This window comes from Agromyces sp. P1_H4, from assembly GCF_056405255.1.
In genome coordinates this window covers 1-13,900 of record NZ_JBFUCL010000062.1, presented here as the reverse complement: position 1 = coordinate 13,900, position 13,900 = coordinate 1, and the positions used below count along the sequence as shown (strand labels likewise).

Below are 13,900 nucleotides of genomic sequence, written 5' to 3'. Positions count from 1 at the left end.
GTCTTGCCGGTGCCGTGCGGGAGGATGACGGTGCCGCGCACCATCTGGTCGGCCTTGCGGGGGTCGACGCCGAGCTTCAGCGCGACCTCGACGGTCGAGTCGAACTTCGCCGAGCCGGTCTCCTTCGCGAGGGAGACGGCCTCGGTCGGGGTGTAGAACTTGCCGGCCTCGATCTTGTCGGCCGCGGCCCGGTAGGCCTTGGACTTCTGTGCCATGTTGCTTCTCCTTGAGAGAGTGTGGTCATCTGCGCCTGGCGGGCGCTGCCACGAATGAGAGTTCTGGGTGAGCGGATGCCGCGGCATCCGTTCGGGGCCCGTGACACACGACGGCGTCGGGTGGGCCCGAGGCGATTACTCGACCGTGATGCCCATCGAACGGGCGGTGCCCGCGATGATCTTCGACGCGGCGTCGAGGTCGTTCGCGTTGAGGTCGACCATCTTCGCCTCGGCGATCTCGCGCACCTGCGCCGTGGTCAGCTTGCCGACCTTGGTGGTGTGCGGGACGCCGGAGCCCTTGGCGACGCCGGCGGCCTTCTTGATGAGCTCCGCGGCGGGCGGGGTCTTCAGGACGAAGGTGAACGAGCGGTCCTCGTAGACGGTGATCTCGACGGGGATCACGTTGCCGCGCTGCGACTCGGTCTGCGCGTTGTACGCCTTGCAGAACTCCATGATGTTCACGCCGTGCTGACCCAGGGCCGGGCCGATGGGCGGGGCCGGGTTCGCGGCGCCGGCCTTGATCTGAAGCTTGATCAGACCAGTGACCTTCTTCTTCGGTGCCATGATTTCTCTCTTTCTGATCGAACGCCCCGATCGGGGCACTCTCCCGCAGGCCCGGCGGATCCGGGTTGCGGTGGTCGGTGTGCTGGACGCAGCACAACCCCCCGATGATACCGGAGGGCCGCTGCGCGCTGGCTGTGAGTGGTTAGAGCTTGGTGACCTGGTCGAAGCTGAGCTCGACCGGGGTCTCGCGCTCGAACAGCGACACGAGCACCGTGAGCTTGCCGCTCTCGGGCTTGATCTCGCTGATCGTGCCGGGAAGGCCGGCGAACGAGCCGTCCTTGATGGTGATGGTCTCGCCGACCTCGAAGTCGACCTCGGCGGGGATGGCGCGCGCCGCACCGGCGGCCGCACCGGCCTTCGCGCCCTTGACGGGTGCGACGTCCTTGATCTCGACGAGGCTCTTCAGCATGCCGAAGGCCTCCTCGAAGCGGAGGGGGGTCGGGTTGTGGGCGTTGCCCACGAAGCCCGTGACGCCGGGAGTGTGGCGGATGACCGACCAGCTCTCCTCGTTGAGGTCCATGCGCACCAGCACGTAGCCGGGGATGCGCACGCGGGTGACCATCTTGCGCTGGCCGTTCTTGATCTCGACGACGTCTTCCATCGGGACCTCGACCTGGTAGATGTAGTCCGCCATGGCCATCGACTCGCGTCGCTGCTCGATGTTCGCCTTCACGCGGCGCTCGAAGCCCGCGTAGGAGTGGATGACGTACCACTTGCCCGGAAGGAACCGCAGCTCGGCGCGGAACTCCTCGTAGGGGTCGGCGACCTCGTCGGCCTCCTCCTGGGTGGCCTCGGCGGCGGCGAGCGCCTCGTCCTCGGAGTCGATGTCGAGGGCGTCGTCGATCACGGCGTCGGCCTCGGGGTCGCTGGCCTCGGCCATCGCGTCGAGCACGGCGTCGAGGTCGATGTCGTTGCCCTCGTCGTCGACGATGTGCACCGCGCGGTGCTCGGCGGGCTCCACCGACTCCTCGTCGTGCTCGGCCGTGTCGCCCTCCTGGGCCTCCTCGACCTCTGAGGACTGCTCGGCAGCGGTGGCCCAGTCGACGTCGTCGCGCTCAGTCTTCGACACTTCTTGCTTCCTTTGCTTCGTTCCGCCCTCGGGGCGGCCGGATGTTCGGGCCAGGAGCCCGATCAGGCTCCCGGTGTTCCGAAGACGTACAGCACGAGCCAGCCGAAGATCTGGTCGAGGCCCCACACGAGCGCCATCATGATGATGACGAACACGAGCACCACGACGGTGAAGCTGACGAGCTCCTTGCGAGTCGGCGTGACGACCTTCTTGAGCTCGGCGATCACCTGCCGGATGAACAGCGCGATCCTCGCGAAGGGGTTCCGACGCGCTGCGCGGTCGCGCTTCGCGTTGGCGACGACGTCCTCGCTGGGTTCGTCGATGATCTTGCGTGCCACCTCGTACACCTTTCGTGGGCCGGCAGTCACTGCCGGCTCGCAGGGCGGACAGGACTCGAACCTGCAACCTGCGGTTTTGGAGACCGCTGCTCTACCAATTGAGCCACCGCCCTATGGAGGCATCGACCTCCGTGGGATCGCTTCTGCGGCCGCGCTTCACCCGTAAACAGGCATGGGGAAGCTTGGCCGATATCCGCAACCTCAGCAAGTTTAGGCGACGGATGCCCCACGGCCAAACCGTGCCCGGATCGGTTCATTCGATCCGCATGATGCCGTGGCATCCACGCGCGCCATACCGTGGCGGCACACCGCGCCGGCGTGCCGCGCGCATCCATGCACGGAAGGAGTGGTTCCCATGAGTGACACACAGGTGACCGGCTGGGTCGGATGGGGCTGGTTCGCCGGCATCATGCTGATCATCGCCGGCGTGATCGACGCGATCTACGGCTTCATCGCCGTGTTCCTGCCCAGCAGCTCGTACTTCGTGCTCGGCGAGGGCGGCCTCGTGCTCCTCGACGTGCAGGGCTGGGGGTGGTGGCACGTGATCATCGGCGCCGCGCTGATCCTCGTAGGCCTCGCGCTCTTCACCGGTGCCGGATGGGCCCGCGTGACGGCGATCGTGCTCGCCGCGATCAACGGCGTCAGCCAGCTCTTCCTGCTGCCCGTGCAGCCGTGGTGGTCGCTGATCGTGCTCGCCCTCGACATCCTCGTGATCTACGCGCTGACGGTGCACGGACGCGAGCTGAAGGTCGCCCACTCGCGGTAGCGGGTTCCGTCACGCCGATCGGGGTTTCACCCGATCGGCGTGATGCCGCGGCATCCGGAGCGGCCCTACGGTGGGCGGAGCAGCACCGCGCCGCCGCGGATGCCCCGGCGCATCATCCCATCGAAAGGGTGTGGTTCCCATGGCTGACAACGAGGTCACCGGCTGGGTCGGCTGGGGTTGGTTCGCCGGCATCCTCCTGCTCATCGCCGGCGTGTTCAGCGCCCTGCACGGGCTGACAGCCCTGCTGGCGCCATCGAGCGCCTACTTCCTGCGCATCGAGGGCGGCCTCGTCGTGTTCGACGTGCAGGGCTGGGGCTGGTGGCACCTGATCACGGGCATCGCGCTGATCCTCGTCGCGGGCGCGCTCTTCTCGGGCGCCACGTGGGCCCGGGTGGTGGCGGTCATCTTCGTCGCCTTCAACGGCATCGGGCAGTTGTTCACCATCCCGACGCAGCCGTGGTGGTCGCTCATCGTGCTGACCATCGACATCCTCGTGATCTACGCACTCACCGTGCACGGCCGCGAGCTGAAGACCAGCGCGCGCTGAGGCCCGCTTAGATTGAGGGCATGACAGCAGAGCGGGCAGCGCGCCGGATCGTCGAGCCGCGGAGCATCGTCGAGGTCACGGGCGAGCACTCGCAGTTCCGGCTCGACCTCGAGCGCATCCGCTTCTCGCCGTACTTCTCCCGGCTGTCGGCGGTCACCCAGGTGATCGCGCAGCCGGGAGCGGGCCCGCTCATCCACAACCGGCTCACGCACTCCATCAAGGTCACCGCCGTCTCACGCGCCATCGCGGTGGCGTTGTCGGATGCCGCGTCGCCGGCGTATCCGCTCGCCGTCGAGCACGGCTGCGACGCCGTGGTCGTGCAGGCCGCGGCGAGCGCGCACGACCTCGGCCACCCGCCGTTCGGACACCTCGGCGAACGCGTGCTCGATCGGCTCGCCCGCGAGACGCTCGGCCTCGCCGACGGGTTCGAGGGCAACGCGCAGACCTACCGCATCATCGCGACGCTCGACGTGACCGAGTCGTCGCCCCACGGGCTCAACCTCACCGCGGCGGTGCGCGCCGCCGTCGCGAAGTACCCGTGGACCCGCTTCGTCGACGCGCGCGGCCTCGGCACGGGTCCACTCCCCCGCGGGATGCGTCGGGTCGACGGCGGCGTCGACGTGGCGAAGTTCTCGGCGTACGACCTCGACGCCGTCGACCTCGTCGAGGCGCGCCGTGGACTGCCCGCGCTGGCGCAGTCGCTCGAGTGCTCGATCATGGACCTCGCCGACGACATCGCGTACTCCATCCACGACGTCGACGACTTCTACCGGGCGGGCCTGCTCAGCCAGGGCGCCGTGGCGCGCGAGTTCCGGGGCTGGATCGAGGGATGGTCCGACCTGCGCGAGCTCGACGACGAGGCGCTCGCGCTCCGGTCGGCGCCGCCGGGCGCGGCGATCGAGGGACTGCGCCGCAAGCTGCACCGCAGTGACGCGTGGGTGGCCGACGATGACGCGTTCGCCGAGGCCGTCGACGTCGTCGCCGACGACCTGGTCGACGGGCTGCTCGCCATCCCGTTCGACGGGTCGATCGCGTCGGAGCGGGCGCTCTCGTCGTTCACGAACCGCTGGATCACCCACCTGCAGACCTCGGTGGTGCCGGCGCCGGCAGCCGAGGCCCGCACCGGGCTGGTCACCCTCGACCGACTCGCCTGGCACGAGGTGGAGGTGCTGAAGTTCGTGCACCGGCACTTCATCCTCGACCGCGCCGACATCGCGATGTACCAGCGCGGCCTGAGCCGGGTGCTCACGCGTGCCGTGAAGGGCCTCACGGCGTGGGTGACCGACGACTTCGACCGGCACCGCGTGCCGCAGCGCCTCAAGGAGCTCGTCGAGCTCGCCACCGACGGCTACGCGCGCGTCCGCGCCGCGCGACCCGACGGCGTGCCGATCCCCGACGCGAGCGAGGTCATGCAGCTCGGCGTCGGGCGCGGTGTGGTCGATTACGTGGCGTCGCTCTCCGACGACCAGGCGCTCGCGGTGTCGGAGGCCATCGACGGCCGTCCCGACCGGCTCTGGGACATCGGCCAGAACCTCTGACGTGCCGGTCGCCGGGTCCGATCAGGCAGGCGATCCCGCGACCCGTGCGCGGCGACGGCGCCCCCCGAGGAGCACGAGGAGCACGCCGACGACCACGAGCACGCCGCCCGCGATCGCGGCCCACCAGGCCGTGTCGGCCGGGATGTCGAGGTAGACGCTGATGCCGAGGATGCGCGAGAGGCCCCATGGCAGCAGGCCCATCTCGTCGTTCCACGCGGTGAGGGCCACCTCGAGTCCGATGAGGCCGATGAAGCTGCCGAACGCCGCCAGCACGGCCCCCGCTCCGGCCACGACCGCGCCCACGGCACGCAGCGCGCCGACCTGGGTGGCGAGCGCCCATGCGCCGGCCACGAGCACCCAGCCGAACGCGGCGAACGCGACCGTGATGTAGGCGTTGCGCGCATCGGGGTCGGTCCAGAAGCCGAACCAGTAGCCGCCGGGACCGGTGGGCGCGAGCACCACGAGCAGCAGCACGACCCTGAGGATCGCCGCGCCGCCGACGGCCGCGAGCACGGGCCACGCCGAGCGCCGCCGCAGCACCGCGAGCAGGACGAGCACGAAGACCAGCCACGCGCCGAGCGTCACGAGCAGGTGCGACGGTGCGAGGAACCAGGTCTGGATGCCCCGGCTCAACGCCAGGGCGAGGGCGGGCACCGCGACCACGAGCACGCGCTCCAGGCGACCGAGCCCTTCGGTGACCTCGGCTGCACGCCACGGCCGCGTCGCCGCGACCCACAGTGCGCGGGCCGCGCGGGCGCCAGGCCAGCGCACCCGTCCGGATCCCGCCGCGATCCCGTAGCCGAGCCACGCGGCGAGCAGGATGACGAGCACCCGCGCGGCCCAGGCCATGGGCAGGTCGCGCTCCGCGCGCTGCACGCCGAGCTCCGCGGCCGTGAGGTTGTACGCCGGGTAGTACGGGTCGCCGGCGTAGGCGGCCTCATGGGCTGCGGCGGATGCCTCGAACGCCTGCCGCGCGGCATCCCACCGCTCGTACGCTCCCTGATCGCCGGTGTCGTGCCACTGCGCCTGGCGCAGGAACATCTCGCGGTCGTCGCCGAGCATCTCGTAGGTCGACGCCTGGTAGTCGAGGGTGTCGAGGAACGCGGCGCGCAGTTCGGGGTCACGCCAGGTCGCGGCATCCGTCGCCTCGATCGAATCGTGCATGCGCTGCACGGCCGCGAGGGCCCGGTCGCCGCCCGCGATCGCCTCGTCGAGCTCGTCGCGGCTGATCTCGTAGATGACGTCGAGCACCGCGCTGTCGCCCGTGACGATGTCCCACTCGAAGATCCACATCATGGGCGGCGGCTCGAGCCCGACGGCGAAGACGCGGCGGTCGGCGAACGGGCCGATGTACAACCCGTCGGTGATCGCCTCACGTGAGGAGGCCATCGCCTCGCCGATCGCCCGCACGGTCGCGGGGTCGTCGGAGAACCAGCGCCGCGCCCAGTCGGCGGTGATCGCCGCGGGGTCGGCATCGGGATCGCGGGCGAGGCGCCCGGCCAGCTCGGTGTTGAGCTCGTAGAGCTGCCAGAATCCGGCCTTCAGCTCGAGGGAGAGCGGCCCGGCGCGCCACGGCCCGCCGTCCTGCGTCCAGGTCCAGATGCCCTCGACGCGCGGGTTCGCGGCGATGAACCGTTGCAGCGCCTCCTGGTAGAGCACGCCGAGGTCGTTCGGGAACGCGCCGAAGTTCTCGAACTCGCGCCGGCTCTGGAACTCGACGATGCGGCGCTGCTCCCCGATCTCGAGGGTGTGGTTCAGCGGCAGGTGGCTGTAGAAGTCGCCCAGCGTGTACTTGGTCGAGACGATGAGCGCGTCGGAGTCGATGCCGCCAAGCACCGCCTCGTACGACGCGTCGTTCGTGTGCATGTCGCCGACGGCGCCGACGCCCACGCTCCACGTGCGGAAGATCACCTCGCGGTCGACGCGCTCGGCCTGCTCGGTCAGCGCCGTGAGCATCGCGCGCACGGAGTCGACGCTCGTGACGGCGAGCTCGGAGTAGTAGTCCCAGCCGGGCAGGTCGTAGACCCGGCCGGCCTCGCCGATGCGGATGAGCACGCCGTCGAGGTAGGGCATCGCGGCGTAGAGCTCGTCGAGTCCTGCGGCGTAGACGTCCCAGAACCCGGGGTCGTCGGTGGCGAGGCTGCCGAACCGGTCGACGAGGTACTCCTCGAGCGGCGTGGTGAGCGTGAGCATGTCGGTGCGGAAGTACACCGCGAGCCCGGCGTCGTGCGCGTACTCCCACATCGGGCCGAACGCCTCCTGCATCGCCTCGGCCCGCGCCACGTGGGTGTCGTCGGCGTCGTAGACCTCGGTGCCGTCGCCGACGCCCGAGAAGGTGAGGTACTCGATGAAGCCCGGGATCGCGATGGCGTTGTAGCCCTCGGCGAGCGCGTGGCGCACGTACGTCTCGAACTCCTCGCGGGCGACGTCGAGCGCCGCCTCGTCGATGTAGGGYGCGTCCGCGAGGATGACGTCGGCGAACGCCTTCGAGTTGTGCGAGTAGTCGTCCCCGGCGGCCCACGCCGGTTCGTCGACGGCCACGCCGACCGCGCCGAGGTCGACCATACGGAATCCGAGGCGCGAGTCGACCGCCTCGCCGAGGTGCTCGGTCACGCTGCGACGGTCGCGCACGGCGGCGGCGAGGTCGTAGACACCGAGCGTCGCGCCGGCCTCGGATGCCGCGAAGAGGCGCAGCTCCCCCGGTGCCCCCTCGAGCCGGTAGGTCTCGTCGTCGTCATCGCCGTCGCCCACGACGATGTCGAGTGTCGTGGTGCCGTCGGTCGTTCCCGCGTCGGCGACCGCATCGCGGAGTTCGTCGACGGCCAGCCCCATGCGCACCGTCGCGGGCGCGGTGATGTCGGTGAAGGCCGGCGGGGTGACGGCGGGCGTCTCCGGCGTGGCCACGAGCGTCTCGGAGGGGACGTCCGACGGCTCGCTGCGGATGCCGAGCTCGTCGCCGAGCACGACTGCGACGCCGGCGCCCAGCGCCACGAGGACCGTGAGCGCGACGCCGGCGAGGAGACCCCGTCGGGTTCGCGCCATCACGGGGAGCAGCGTACATGAACTGGGACGATCGTCCCAGTCTTTTCTCCTCCGGGCGCTGCCCGGCGCATCGTAGGCTTGCTCCCGTGACCGAACGCGCCCGTCTCTCCGCCCGCATCGCCGCCATCGCCGAGTCCGCGACCCTGAAGGTCGACGCGAAGGCCAAGGCCCTCCAGGCCGAGGGGCGCCCCGTCATCTCCTACGCGGCGGGCGAGCCCGACTTCGCCACGCCCGAGTCGATCGTCGAGGCCGCGCTGGCCGCGACGCGCGACCCGAAGAACTACCGCTACACGCCCGCGGCCGGCCTCCCCGAGCTGCGGGAGGCCATCGCGGCGAAGACGCTGCGCGACTCGGGCCTCCAGGTCGGCGCGAGCCAGGTCGTCGTCACGAACGGCGGCAAGCAGGCCGTGTACCAGGCGTTCCAGGTGCTGCTCGACGAGGGCGACGAGGTCCTCGTGCCGACCCCCTACTGGACCACCTATCCCGAGGCGATCAAGCTCGCGGGCGGACGGCAGGTCGACGTGTTCGCCGGCGCCGACCAGGGCTACCTCGTCACGGTCGAGCAGCTCGAGGCCGCGCGCACCGAGCGCACGAAGGTGCTGCTCTTCGTCTCGCCGTCGAACCCGACGGGCGCGGTGTACGCGCCCGAGCAGGTGCGGGCGATCGGCGAGTGGGCGCTCGAGCACGGCATCTGGGTCGTGTCCGACGAGATCTACCAGAACCTCACCTACGCCGACGACGTCGACGGCGTGCCGCCGCGTGCCGTCTCGATCGTCGAGGCCGTGCCCGAGCTGGCCGACCGCACGATCCTCGTGAACGGCGTCGCCAAGACCTACGCCATGACCGGCTGGCGCCTCGGCTGGATGGTCGGCCCCGCCGACGTCATCAAGGGCGCCGCCAACCTGCAGTCCCACCTCACGTCGAACGTGTCCAACATCTCGCAGCGCGCGGCGATCGCCGCCCTCACCGGCCCGCAGGACACGGTCGAGGAGATGCGACGCGCCTTCGACCGCCGCCGGCGCACGATCGTCGCGGAGCTGTCGAAGATCGACGGCATCACCGTGCCGGTGCCGCAGGGCGCGTTCTACGTCTATCCCGACGTCACGGGCCTGCTCGGCCGCGAGTGGGGCGGGGTCACGCCGACCACGTCGCTCGAGCTCGCCGACCTCATGCTCGAGCGGGCCGACGTCGCGGCGGTGCCAGGCGAGGCGTTCGGCCCGAGCGGCTACCTGCGCTTCAGCTACGCGCTCGGCGACGCCCCGCTGCTCGAGGGCATCCAGCGCCTGCAGCGCCTCTTCGCCTGACACGGCGGACGCCCGCGCCCCGACCTCGAGGGTCGGTGACGCGGGCGTCCAGGCGACTGCGGTTGCCCGCAGGTCGTCAGCGGTCGTCGCGGAAGGCGTCCTTCACGTCCTCGGCGGTGTTCTTCATGTCCGCCTTGGCCTGGTCCATCTTGCCCTCGGCCTCGAGTCGCTCGTTGTCCGTGACCTTGCCTGCGGCCTCCTTGGTCTTGCCCTTGAGGTCTTCAGCAGTGTTCTCAATGCGGTCGTCGACACCCATCGTCGAACTCCTTCCCGAGCGGTGGCGGTCTGCCGCGCTCTGAGAACCAGTCAACGCCGCGAGGCCTGTGAAGTCACGGGGTTGCACAGGCGCAGCGCAGGCGCTAGACCCGCTCGCGCCTACTCGTCCGGGGCTCCGAGCGGCCAGGCGCGACGCACCTCGATCCGGCCGAATCGGGCCATCGGATGCTTCGACGCGATCTCGATGGCCTCGTCGAGGTCAGCGCACTCGATGACGTCGTAGCCGGCGATCCACTCCTTCGACTCGGTGAACGGGCCGTCGGTCACGATCGCGTCCTCGCCACGCACGCGCACGGTGCGTGCATGCTCGGGYGGGCGGAGACGATCACCCGTGATCGAGACCCGGCGACGAGTCATCTCGTCGACCCACTCGTCGATGGTGAGCCCCCCGGTCTCGCTGTACGGTTCGGCTTCGGGATCGGTCGCGATGAAGAACAGGAACTCCACGTCAGTCCTCCGATCCGAGCGGCCAGACGGGACGCAGCTCGAGCGCGCCGAAGCGGGCGAGCAGGTCGCCGGCCGCGATGGCCTCCGCTTCGGCGAGGTCGGCGACCTCGAGCAGGCAGTAGCCGGCGATCCACTCCTTGGACTCGGTGAACGGGCCGTCGGTCACGATCACCTCGCCGCCCCGCACGCGCACCGTCTTCGCCTCGTCGGCCGGCCGCAGCCGCATGGCGCGCTTCAGCACGCCGCGCTCGGCCATCACCCGATCCCACTCGGCCACCGCCTCCTGGTCGACCTCGCCGCCGTCGATCCCGGGGTCGGCGACCACGAACATCATGATCTCCATCTCGCACTCCATTCCTCGTCCATCCTGCTGGTACGACGTACGGCGTGCGGCGATTTCGACCTCAACGGCGAAGTGCGGTCTGCGCCTCCGCCGCGAGGGCCTCCGCTATCGCATCGAGCAGGGTCGAGCGGAGGTTCCACTGCTGCCAGTACAGGGGTACGTCGATCGGGTCGCCCGCGAGCGCCACGAGCTCCCCGCGCTCCAGCTCGGCGTCGGACTGGAAGGCGGGCAGCATGCCCCAGCCGAGGCCGAGCTTCACGGCGATCGCGAAGTCGTTCGACGCGGGCACGTAGTGGCGCGGCGGCGCATCGGGGTCGACGCCGCTCGCGGTCAGGTGGTCGCGCTGCAGGTCGTCACGCCGGTCGAAGTCGACCACGGGGGCGGCGGCGAGCGCGTCGGCGAGCCCGTGCCCGCGCGGTTGCCGTTCCCCGGCGCCGCCGGCGAGCTGCAGCGACCATCGAGCCGCGAAGGCCGGCGTCGCCACGGCGGTGTACCGCATGACCCCGAGGGGCCGCACGAGGCATCCGGCGACCGGCGTCGCCTGCGAGGTGACCGCTCCCATCACGGTGCCCGACTCGAGCAGCCCGGCGGTGAAGTCCTGGTCGTCGCGGTGCAGGTCGAAGACCACCGGATGCCGCTCGGTGACGCGTGCCAGCGCCGGGAGGAACCAGGTGCCGAGCGAGTCGGCGTTCACCGCGAGCGCGACCGAGACCGGCCGCCGCGGCTCGACCTCGACCCCGAACACGGCGAGCGCGTCATGCTCGAGCAGCCCGATCTGACGTGAGAGGCGCACCACGGCCGCCCCCGCCTCGGTGGCCCGGGCGGGCTTCGAACGCACGACGAGCACCCGGCCGAGCTGCTGCTCCAGGCTCTTCACGCGCTGGGAGACGGCCGAGGGGGTCAGGCGCAGGCGGCGCGCGGCCGCGTCGAAGGTGCCCTCGTCGATGACGACGGCGAGGGTGCGCGCGAGGTCGAGCGGGATCTCCATCTGAAGCGATGCTAATGGTTCTGAAGAATCCTGAGCTGGATTCTCGCTCCGACCCGCCGTAGCGTCGACGTCGTGCCCATCTCCTCCGTGCTCGCCGGCCTCGGCCTCGGCTTCTCGCTGATCATCGCGATCGGCGCGCAGAACCTCTTCGTGCTGCGACAGGGCATCCGACGCGAGCACGTGTTCGCGGTCGCCGCGATCTGCGCGCTCAGCGACCTCGCGCTCATCATCGTGGGGGTCTCGGGGATCGGCGCCGTCCTGACCGCGGTGCCGTGGCTCGTCGAGGTCGCGCGCTGGGCGGGCGCCGCGTTCCTCGTCGTGTACGGCTGCCTGGCGGCGCGACGGGCGATCCGGCCGAGTGGCGAGGTGCTCGTCGCCGGTGACGGAATGGCGGATGCCGCTGCGGCGACGGATGGGGCGGAGCGGTCGGATGCCGGGGCCGGGACACCCGCGGCATCCGGTCGCTCAGCCGTCGTGACCGATGCACCCTCGGCGACGAGACGGACGCCGACCTCGACCGTGCGTCGCACCGGACTCGCCGCGGCCCTGCTGACCTGCCTCGCGCTGACCTGGCTCAACCCCCACGTCTACCTCGACACCGTGTTCCTGCTGGGCTCGGTCGCGAACACGCACGGCGACGGGCGATGGGCGTTCGCCCTCGGCGCGAGCCTCGCGAGCATCGCCTGGTTCTTCGGCCTGGCCTACGGCGCGCGGCTCCTCGGCGGGGTGCTCGGCAGCCCGCGCGCGTGGCGGGTGCTCGACGGGGTCATCGCCGTCGTCATGATCGCCCTCGGCGTCTCGCTGGTGCTGCCGCACTGACTGCGATCGAGCAGATTCCCGAGATTCGCCCCGCGGGTGTCGAAACGGCCTTCCCCTGTTCGTCGCGCATGCATACCGTGTGAAACAGCGATCTGAGGAGTGCACATGCGATACATGATGTTCGTGGCCGTCGACCCCGACGCCGAACCGTTCGACCCGGCGGGTGACAACATCGGCGAGTGGGCGGCCGACGTCGATGCCCGAGGAGTCCGCGTGCTCGGCGACCGGCTTCGGCCCGTCGATGATGCGACCCTCGTGCGGGTGCGTGGCGGGGAGCTCATCGTGACCGACGGCCCGTTCACCGAGTCCAAGGAGTGGATCGCCGGATTCGACATCCTCGACTGCAGCGACCTCGACGAGGCGATCGAGATCGCCGGGCGGCATCCGATGGCCCGATTCGGACGCATCGAGCTCCGGCCGTTCTGGCCGTTCGACGTCGACGAGGACCCCGTCGCCCGCGAGGAGCGCGAGGCCGACGAGCGGGGCCGGAGGAGCGAACCCGCGGTCGGCGTATGAGCGCCGGCGACGACGCGCCCCATGCACCTGACGTGCTCGACCCTCCGCATGCGCGCGCCGCGGCCGAGGCACTCGCGTGGGCGTATCGCGAGGAGTGGACGCGCGTCGTCGCCACGCTCATCAGGGCCACGGCCGACTGGGACGTGGCCGAGGACGCCGCGGCGGACGCGTTCGAGCGCGCCGCTCGTCGGTGGCCCACCGAGGGCGTGCCCGACAACCCGGGTGCGTGGCTCACGACCGTTGGCAGGAACCGGGCGCTCGACGTGCTGCGGCGACGCGCGGTCGAAGCCGGCAAGGTGAAGGAGTGGCTGGTGATGGATGAGCTGGTGGGCGGCGGGGCATCCGACGATCCGGCCGACCTCGCGGCGGCCGCACCCGACTGGGACGACCGGCTTCGTCTCGTCTTCACCTGCGCGCACCCCGCGCTGCCGATGGACGCACGCGTCGCCCTGACGCTGCGAACGGTCGGCGGCCTCGACACCGCCGAGATCGCGCGCGCGTTCTTCGTTCCCGAGTCGACCATGGGCCAGCGGATCGTGCGCGCCAAGCGGAAGATCAAGCACGCGGGCATCCCCTATCGCGTGCCGTCGCCCGGCCAGCTGCCCGAGCGACTCGCCGGCGTGCTCGCCGTGCTGTTCCTGGTGCACAACGAGGGCTACCTCGCCAGCTCGGGCGACCGGCTGCTGCGGCTCGACCTGCAGCAGGAGGCGATCCGGCTCACGCGGCTGCTGGTCGAGCTGCTGCCCGAGGCCGACGAGGCCCGCGCCCTGCTCGCGCTCCTGCTGCTGCAGCACGCGCGGTCCGCCGCGCGGGTCGACGACGCCGGCGACCTCGTGCCGCTCGACACCCAGGACCGCACGCGGTGGAACGCCGCCGAGGTGGCCGAGGGCCTCGCGCTGCTCAGCGGGCCCCGGCCGGCCGAGGTCGGGCCGTACCGGGTGCAGGCCGAGATCCAGGCGGTGCACGCCCGGGCGCGGACCGCCGACGACACCGACTGGCCGGCGATCGTGGCGTGGTACGACGCCCTGCTCGCGGCGACGCCGTCGCCCGTGATCGAGCTCAACCGCGCCGTGGCGCACGGCCTGGCCGGCCACGTCGAGCAGGCGCTCGACGAGCTCGGTGAGCTCG

The 13,900-nt window shown here is 70.9% G+C and carries 15 protein-coding genes, 1 tRNA gene and 1 pseudogene; 7 read left to right on the top strand and 10 right to left on the bottom strand.

Going from position 1 to position 13,900, the window contains the following annotated elements; translation table 11 throughout:
- The 5 genes and pseudogenes from AC1DY2_RS06130 to AC1DY2_RS06110 all read right to left on the bottom strand — a co-directional run.
- Window positions 1-215: pseudogene (locus tag AC1DY2_RS06130) on the bottom strand (50S ribosomal protein L1); the annotation flags it as partial.
- Between the two features lie 135 nt (window positions 216-350).
- Window positions 351-779, bottom strand: coding sequence for a 50S ribosomal protein L11 (rplK, locus tag AC1DY2_RS06125; RefSeq protein WP_309974524.1), 429 nt, complete (start codon window positions 777-779; stop codon window positions 351-353).
- A 142-nt stretch (window positions 780-921) separates the two neighbouring features.
- Window positions 922-1,848: a transcription termination/antitermination protein NusG gene (gene nusG, locus AC1DY2_RS06120; RefSeq protein WP_309974528.1), complete on the bottom strand. Its 927-nt coding sequence runs from the start codon at window positions 1,846-1,848 to the stop codon at window positions 922-924.
- A 62-nt stretch (window positions 1,849-1,910) separates the two neighbouring features.
- Window positions 1,911-2,186, bottom strand: coding sequence for a preprotein translocase subunit SecE (secE, locus tag AC1DY2_RS06115; RefSeq protein ID WP_130351839.1), 276 nt, complete (start codon window positions 2,184-2,186; stop codon window positions 1,911-1,913).
- Between the two features lie 40 nt (window positions 2,187-2,226).
- A tRNA-Trp gene (locus AC1DY2_RS06110) sits at window positions 2,227-2,299 on the bottom strand.
- A gap of 242 nt (window positions 2,300-2,541) precedes the next feature.
- Between AC1DY2_RS06110 and AC1DY2_RS06105 the strand changes: the two genes are divergently transcribed.
- From AC1DY2_RS06105 to dgt, 3 genes are all read left to right on the top strand, one after another.
- Window positions 2,542-2,952: a DUF7144 family membrane protein gene (locus AC1DY2_RS06105; RefSeq protein WP_476761609.1), complete on the top strand. Its 411-nt coding sequence runs from the start codon at window positions 2,542-2,544 to the stop codon at window positions 2,950-2,952.
- Between the two features lie 139 nt (window positions 2,953-3,091).
- Entirely contained in the window at window positions 3,092-3,499 is a 408-nt protein-coding gene (locus tag AC1DY2_RS06100; protein WP_476761608.1) for a DUF7144 family membrane protein, read from the top strand.
- Window positions 3,500-3,519: 20 nt separating this feature from the next.
- Window positions 3,520-5,037: a dGTP triphosphohydrolase gene (dgt, locus tag AC1DY2_RS06095; RefSeq protein WP_476761607.1), complete on the top strand. Its 1,518-nt coding sequence runs from the start codon at window positions 3,520-3,522 to the stop codon at window positions 5,035-5,037.
- Window positions 5,038-5,058: 21 nt separating this feature from the next.
- Here dgt and AC1DY2_RS06090 read toward each other — a convergent pair whose 3' ends face one another.
- Complete coding sequence (locus AC1DY2_RS06090) at window positions 5,059-8,079, bottom strand: hypothetical protein (RefSeq protein WP_476761606.1); 3,021 nt, start codon at window positions 8,077-8,079, stop codon at window positions 5,059-5,061.
- An 86-nt stretch (window positions 8,080-8,165) separates the two neighbouring features.
- On the opposite strand from AC1DY2_RS06090, the gene AC1DY2_RS06085 reads away from it, so the two are divergent.
- Window positions 8,166-9,383 carry a pyridoxal phosphate-dependent aminotransferase gene (locus AC1DY2_RS06085; protein WP_476761605.1) on the top strand — a complete coding sequence of 406 codons (1,218 nt, stop codon included), beginning with the start codon at window positions 8,166-8,168 and terminating at the stop codon, window positions 9,381-9,383.
- Window positions 9,384-9,459: 76 nt separating this feature from the next.
- On the opposite strand, the gene AC1DY2_RS06080 is transcribed toward AC1DY2_RS06085, so the two are convergent.
- The 4 genes from AC1DY2_RS06080 to AC1DY2_RS06065 all read right to left on the bottom strand — a co-directional run bounded on the left by AC1DY2_RS06080 (window position 9,460) and on the right by AC1DY2_RS06065 (window position 11,437).
- On the bottom strand, window positions 9,460-9,639 hold the full coding sequence (locus AC1DY2_RS06080) for a CsbD family protein (RefSeq protein ID WP_130351845.1): 180 nt from the start codon (window positions 9,637-9,639) through the stop codon (window positions 9,460-9,462).
- A gap of 119 nt (window positions 9,640-9,758) precedes the next feature.
- Window positions 9,759-10,106 carry a YciI family protein gene (locus AC1DY2_RS06075; protein WP_476761604.1) on the bottom strand — a complete coding sequence of 116 codons (348 nt, stop codon included), beginning with the start codon at window positions 10,104-10,106 and terminating at the stop codon, window positions 9,759-9,761.
- Between the two features lies 1 nt (window position 10,107).
- Window positions 10,108-10,449 (bottom strand): YciI family protein, encoded by a 342-nt coding sequence (locus AC1DY2_RS06070; protein WP_476761603.1) that lies wholly within the window; start codon window positions 10,447-10,449, stop codon window positions 10,108-10,110.
- A gap of 61 nt (window positions 10,450-10,510) precedes the next feature.
- Entirely contained in the window at window positions 10,511-11,437 is a 927-nt protein-coding gene (locus AC1DY2_RS06065) for a LysR family transcriptional regulator ArgP (RefSeq protein WP_476761602.1), read from the bottom strand.
- A gap of 78 nt (window positions 11,438-11,515) precedes the next feature.
- Between AC1DY2_RS06065 and AC1DY2_RS06060 the strand changes: the two genes are divergently transcribed.
- The 3 genes from AC1DY2_RS06060 to AC1DY2_RS06050 form a co-directional block, all read left to right on the top strand.
- Window positions 11,516-12,256, top strand: coding sequence for a LysE/ArgO family amino acid transporter (locus tag AC1DY2_RS06060; RefSeq protein WP_476761610.1), 741 nt, complete (start codon window positions 11,516-11,518; stop codon window positions 12,254-12,256).
- Window positions 12,257-12,361: 105 nt separating this feature from the next.
- Window positions 12,362-12,772: a YciI family protein gene (locus AC1DY2_RS06055; protein ID WP_476761601.1), complete on the top strand. Its 411-nt coding sequence runs from the start codon at window positions 12,362-12,364 to the stop codon at window positions 12,770-12,772.
- A gap of 32 nt (window positions 12,773-12,804) precedes the next feature.
- Window positions 12,805-13,900, top strand: a 1,096-nt coding sequence (locus tag AC1DY2_RS06050; RefSeq protein WP_476761600.1) for an RNA polymerase sigma factor, incomplete at its 3' end; no start/stop codon positions are given.

Bases quoted from the DNA above. Each gene is read 5' to 3' on its own strand.
- AC1DY2_RS06065 (WP_476761602.1), bottom strand. From the start codon at position 11,437: ATGGAGATCCCGCTCGACCTCGCGCGCACCCTCGCCGTCGTCATCGAC.
- AC1DY2_RS06100 (WP_476761608.1), top strand. From the start codon at position 3,092: ATGGCTGACAACGAGGTCACCGGCTGGGTCGGCTGGGGTTGGTTCGCC.
- rplK (WP_309974524.1), bottom strand. From the start codon at position 779: ATGGCACCGAAGAAGAAGGTCACTGGTCTGATCAAGCTTCAGATCAAG.
- AC1DY2_RS06105 (WP_476761609.1), top strand. From the start codon at position 2,542: ATGAGTGACACACAGGTGACCGGCTGGGTCGGATGGGGCTGGTTCGCC.
- AC1DY2_RS06080 (WP_130351845.1), bottom strand. From the start codon at position 9,639: ATGGGTGTCGACGACCGCATTGAGAACACTGCTGAAGACCTCAAGGGC.
- dgt (WP_476761607.1), top strand. From the start codon at position 3,520: ATGACAGCAGAGCGGGCAGCGCGCCGGATCGTCGAGCCGCGGAGCATC.
- AC1DY2_RS06055 (WP_476761601.1), top strand. From the start codon at position 12,362: ATGCGATACATGATGTTCGTGGCCGTCGACCCCGACGCCGAACCGTTC.
- AC1DY2_RS06070 (WP_476761603.1), bottom strand. From the start codon at position 10,449: ATGGAGATCATGATGTTCGTGGTCGCCGACCCCGGGATCGACGGCGGC.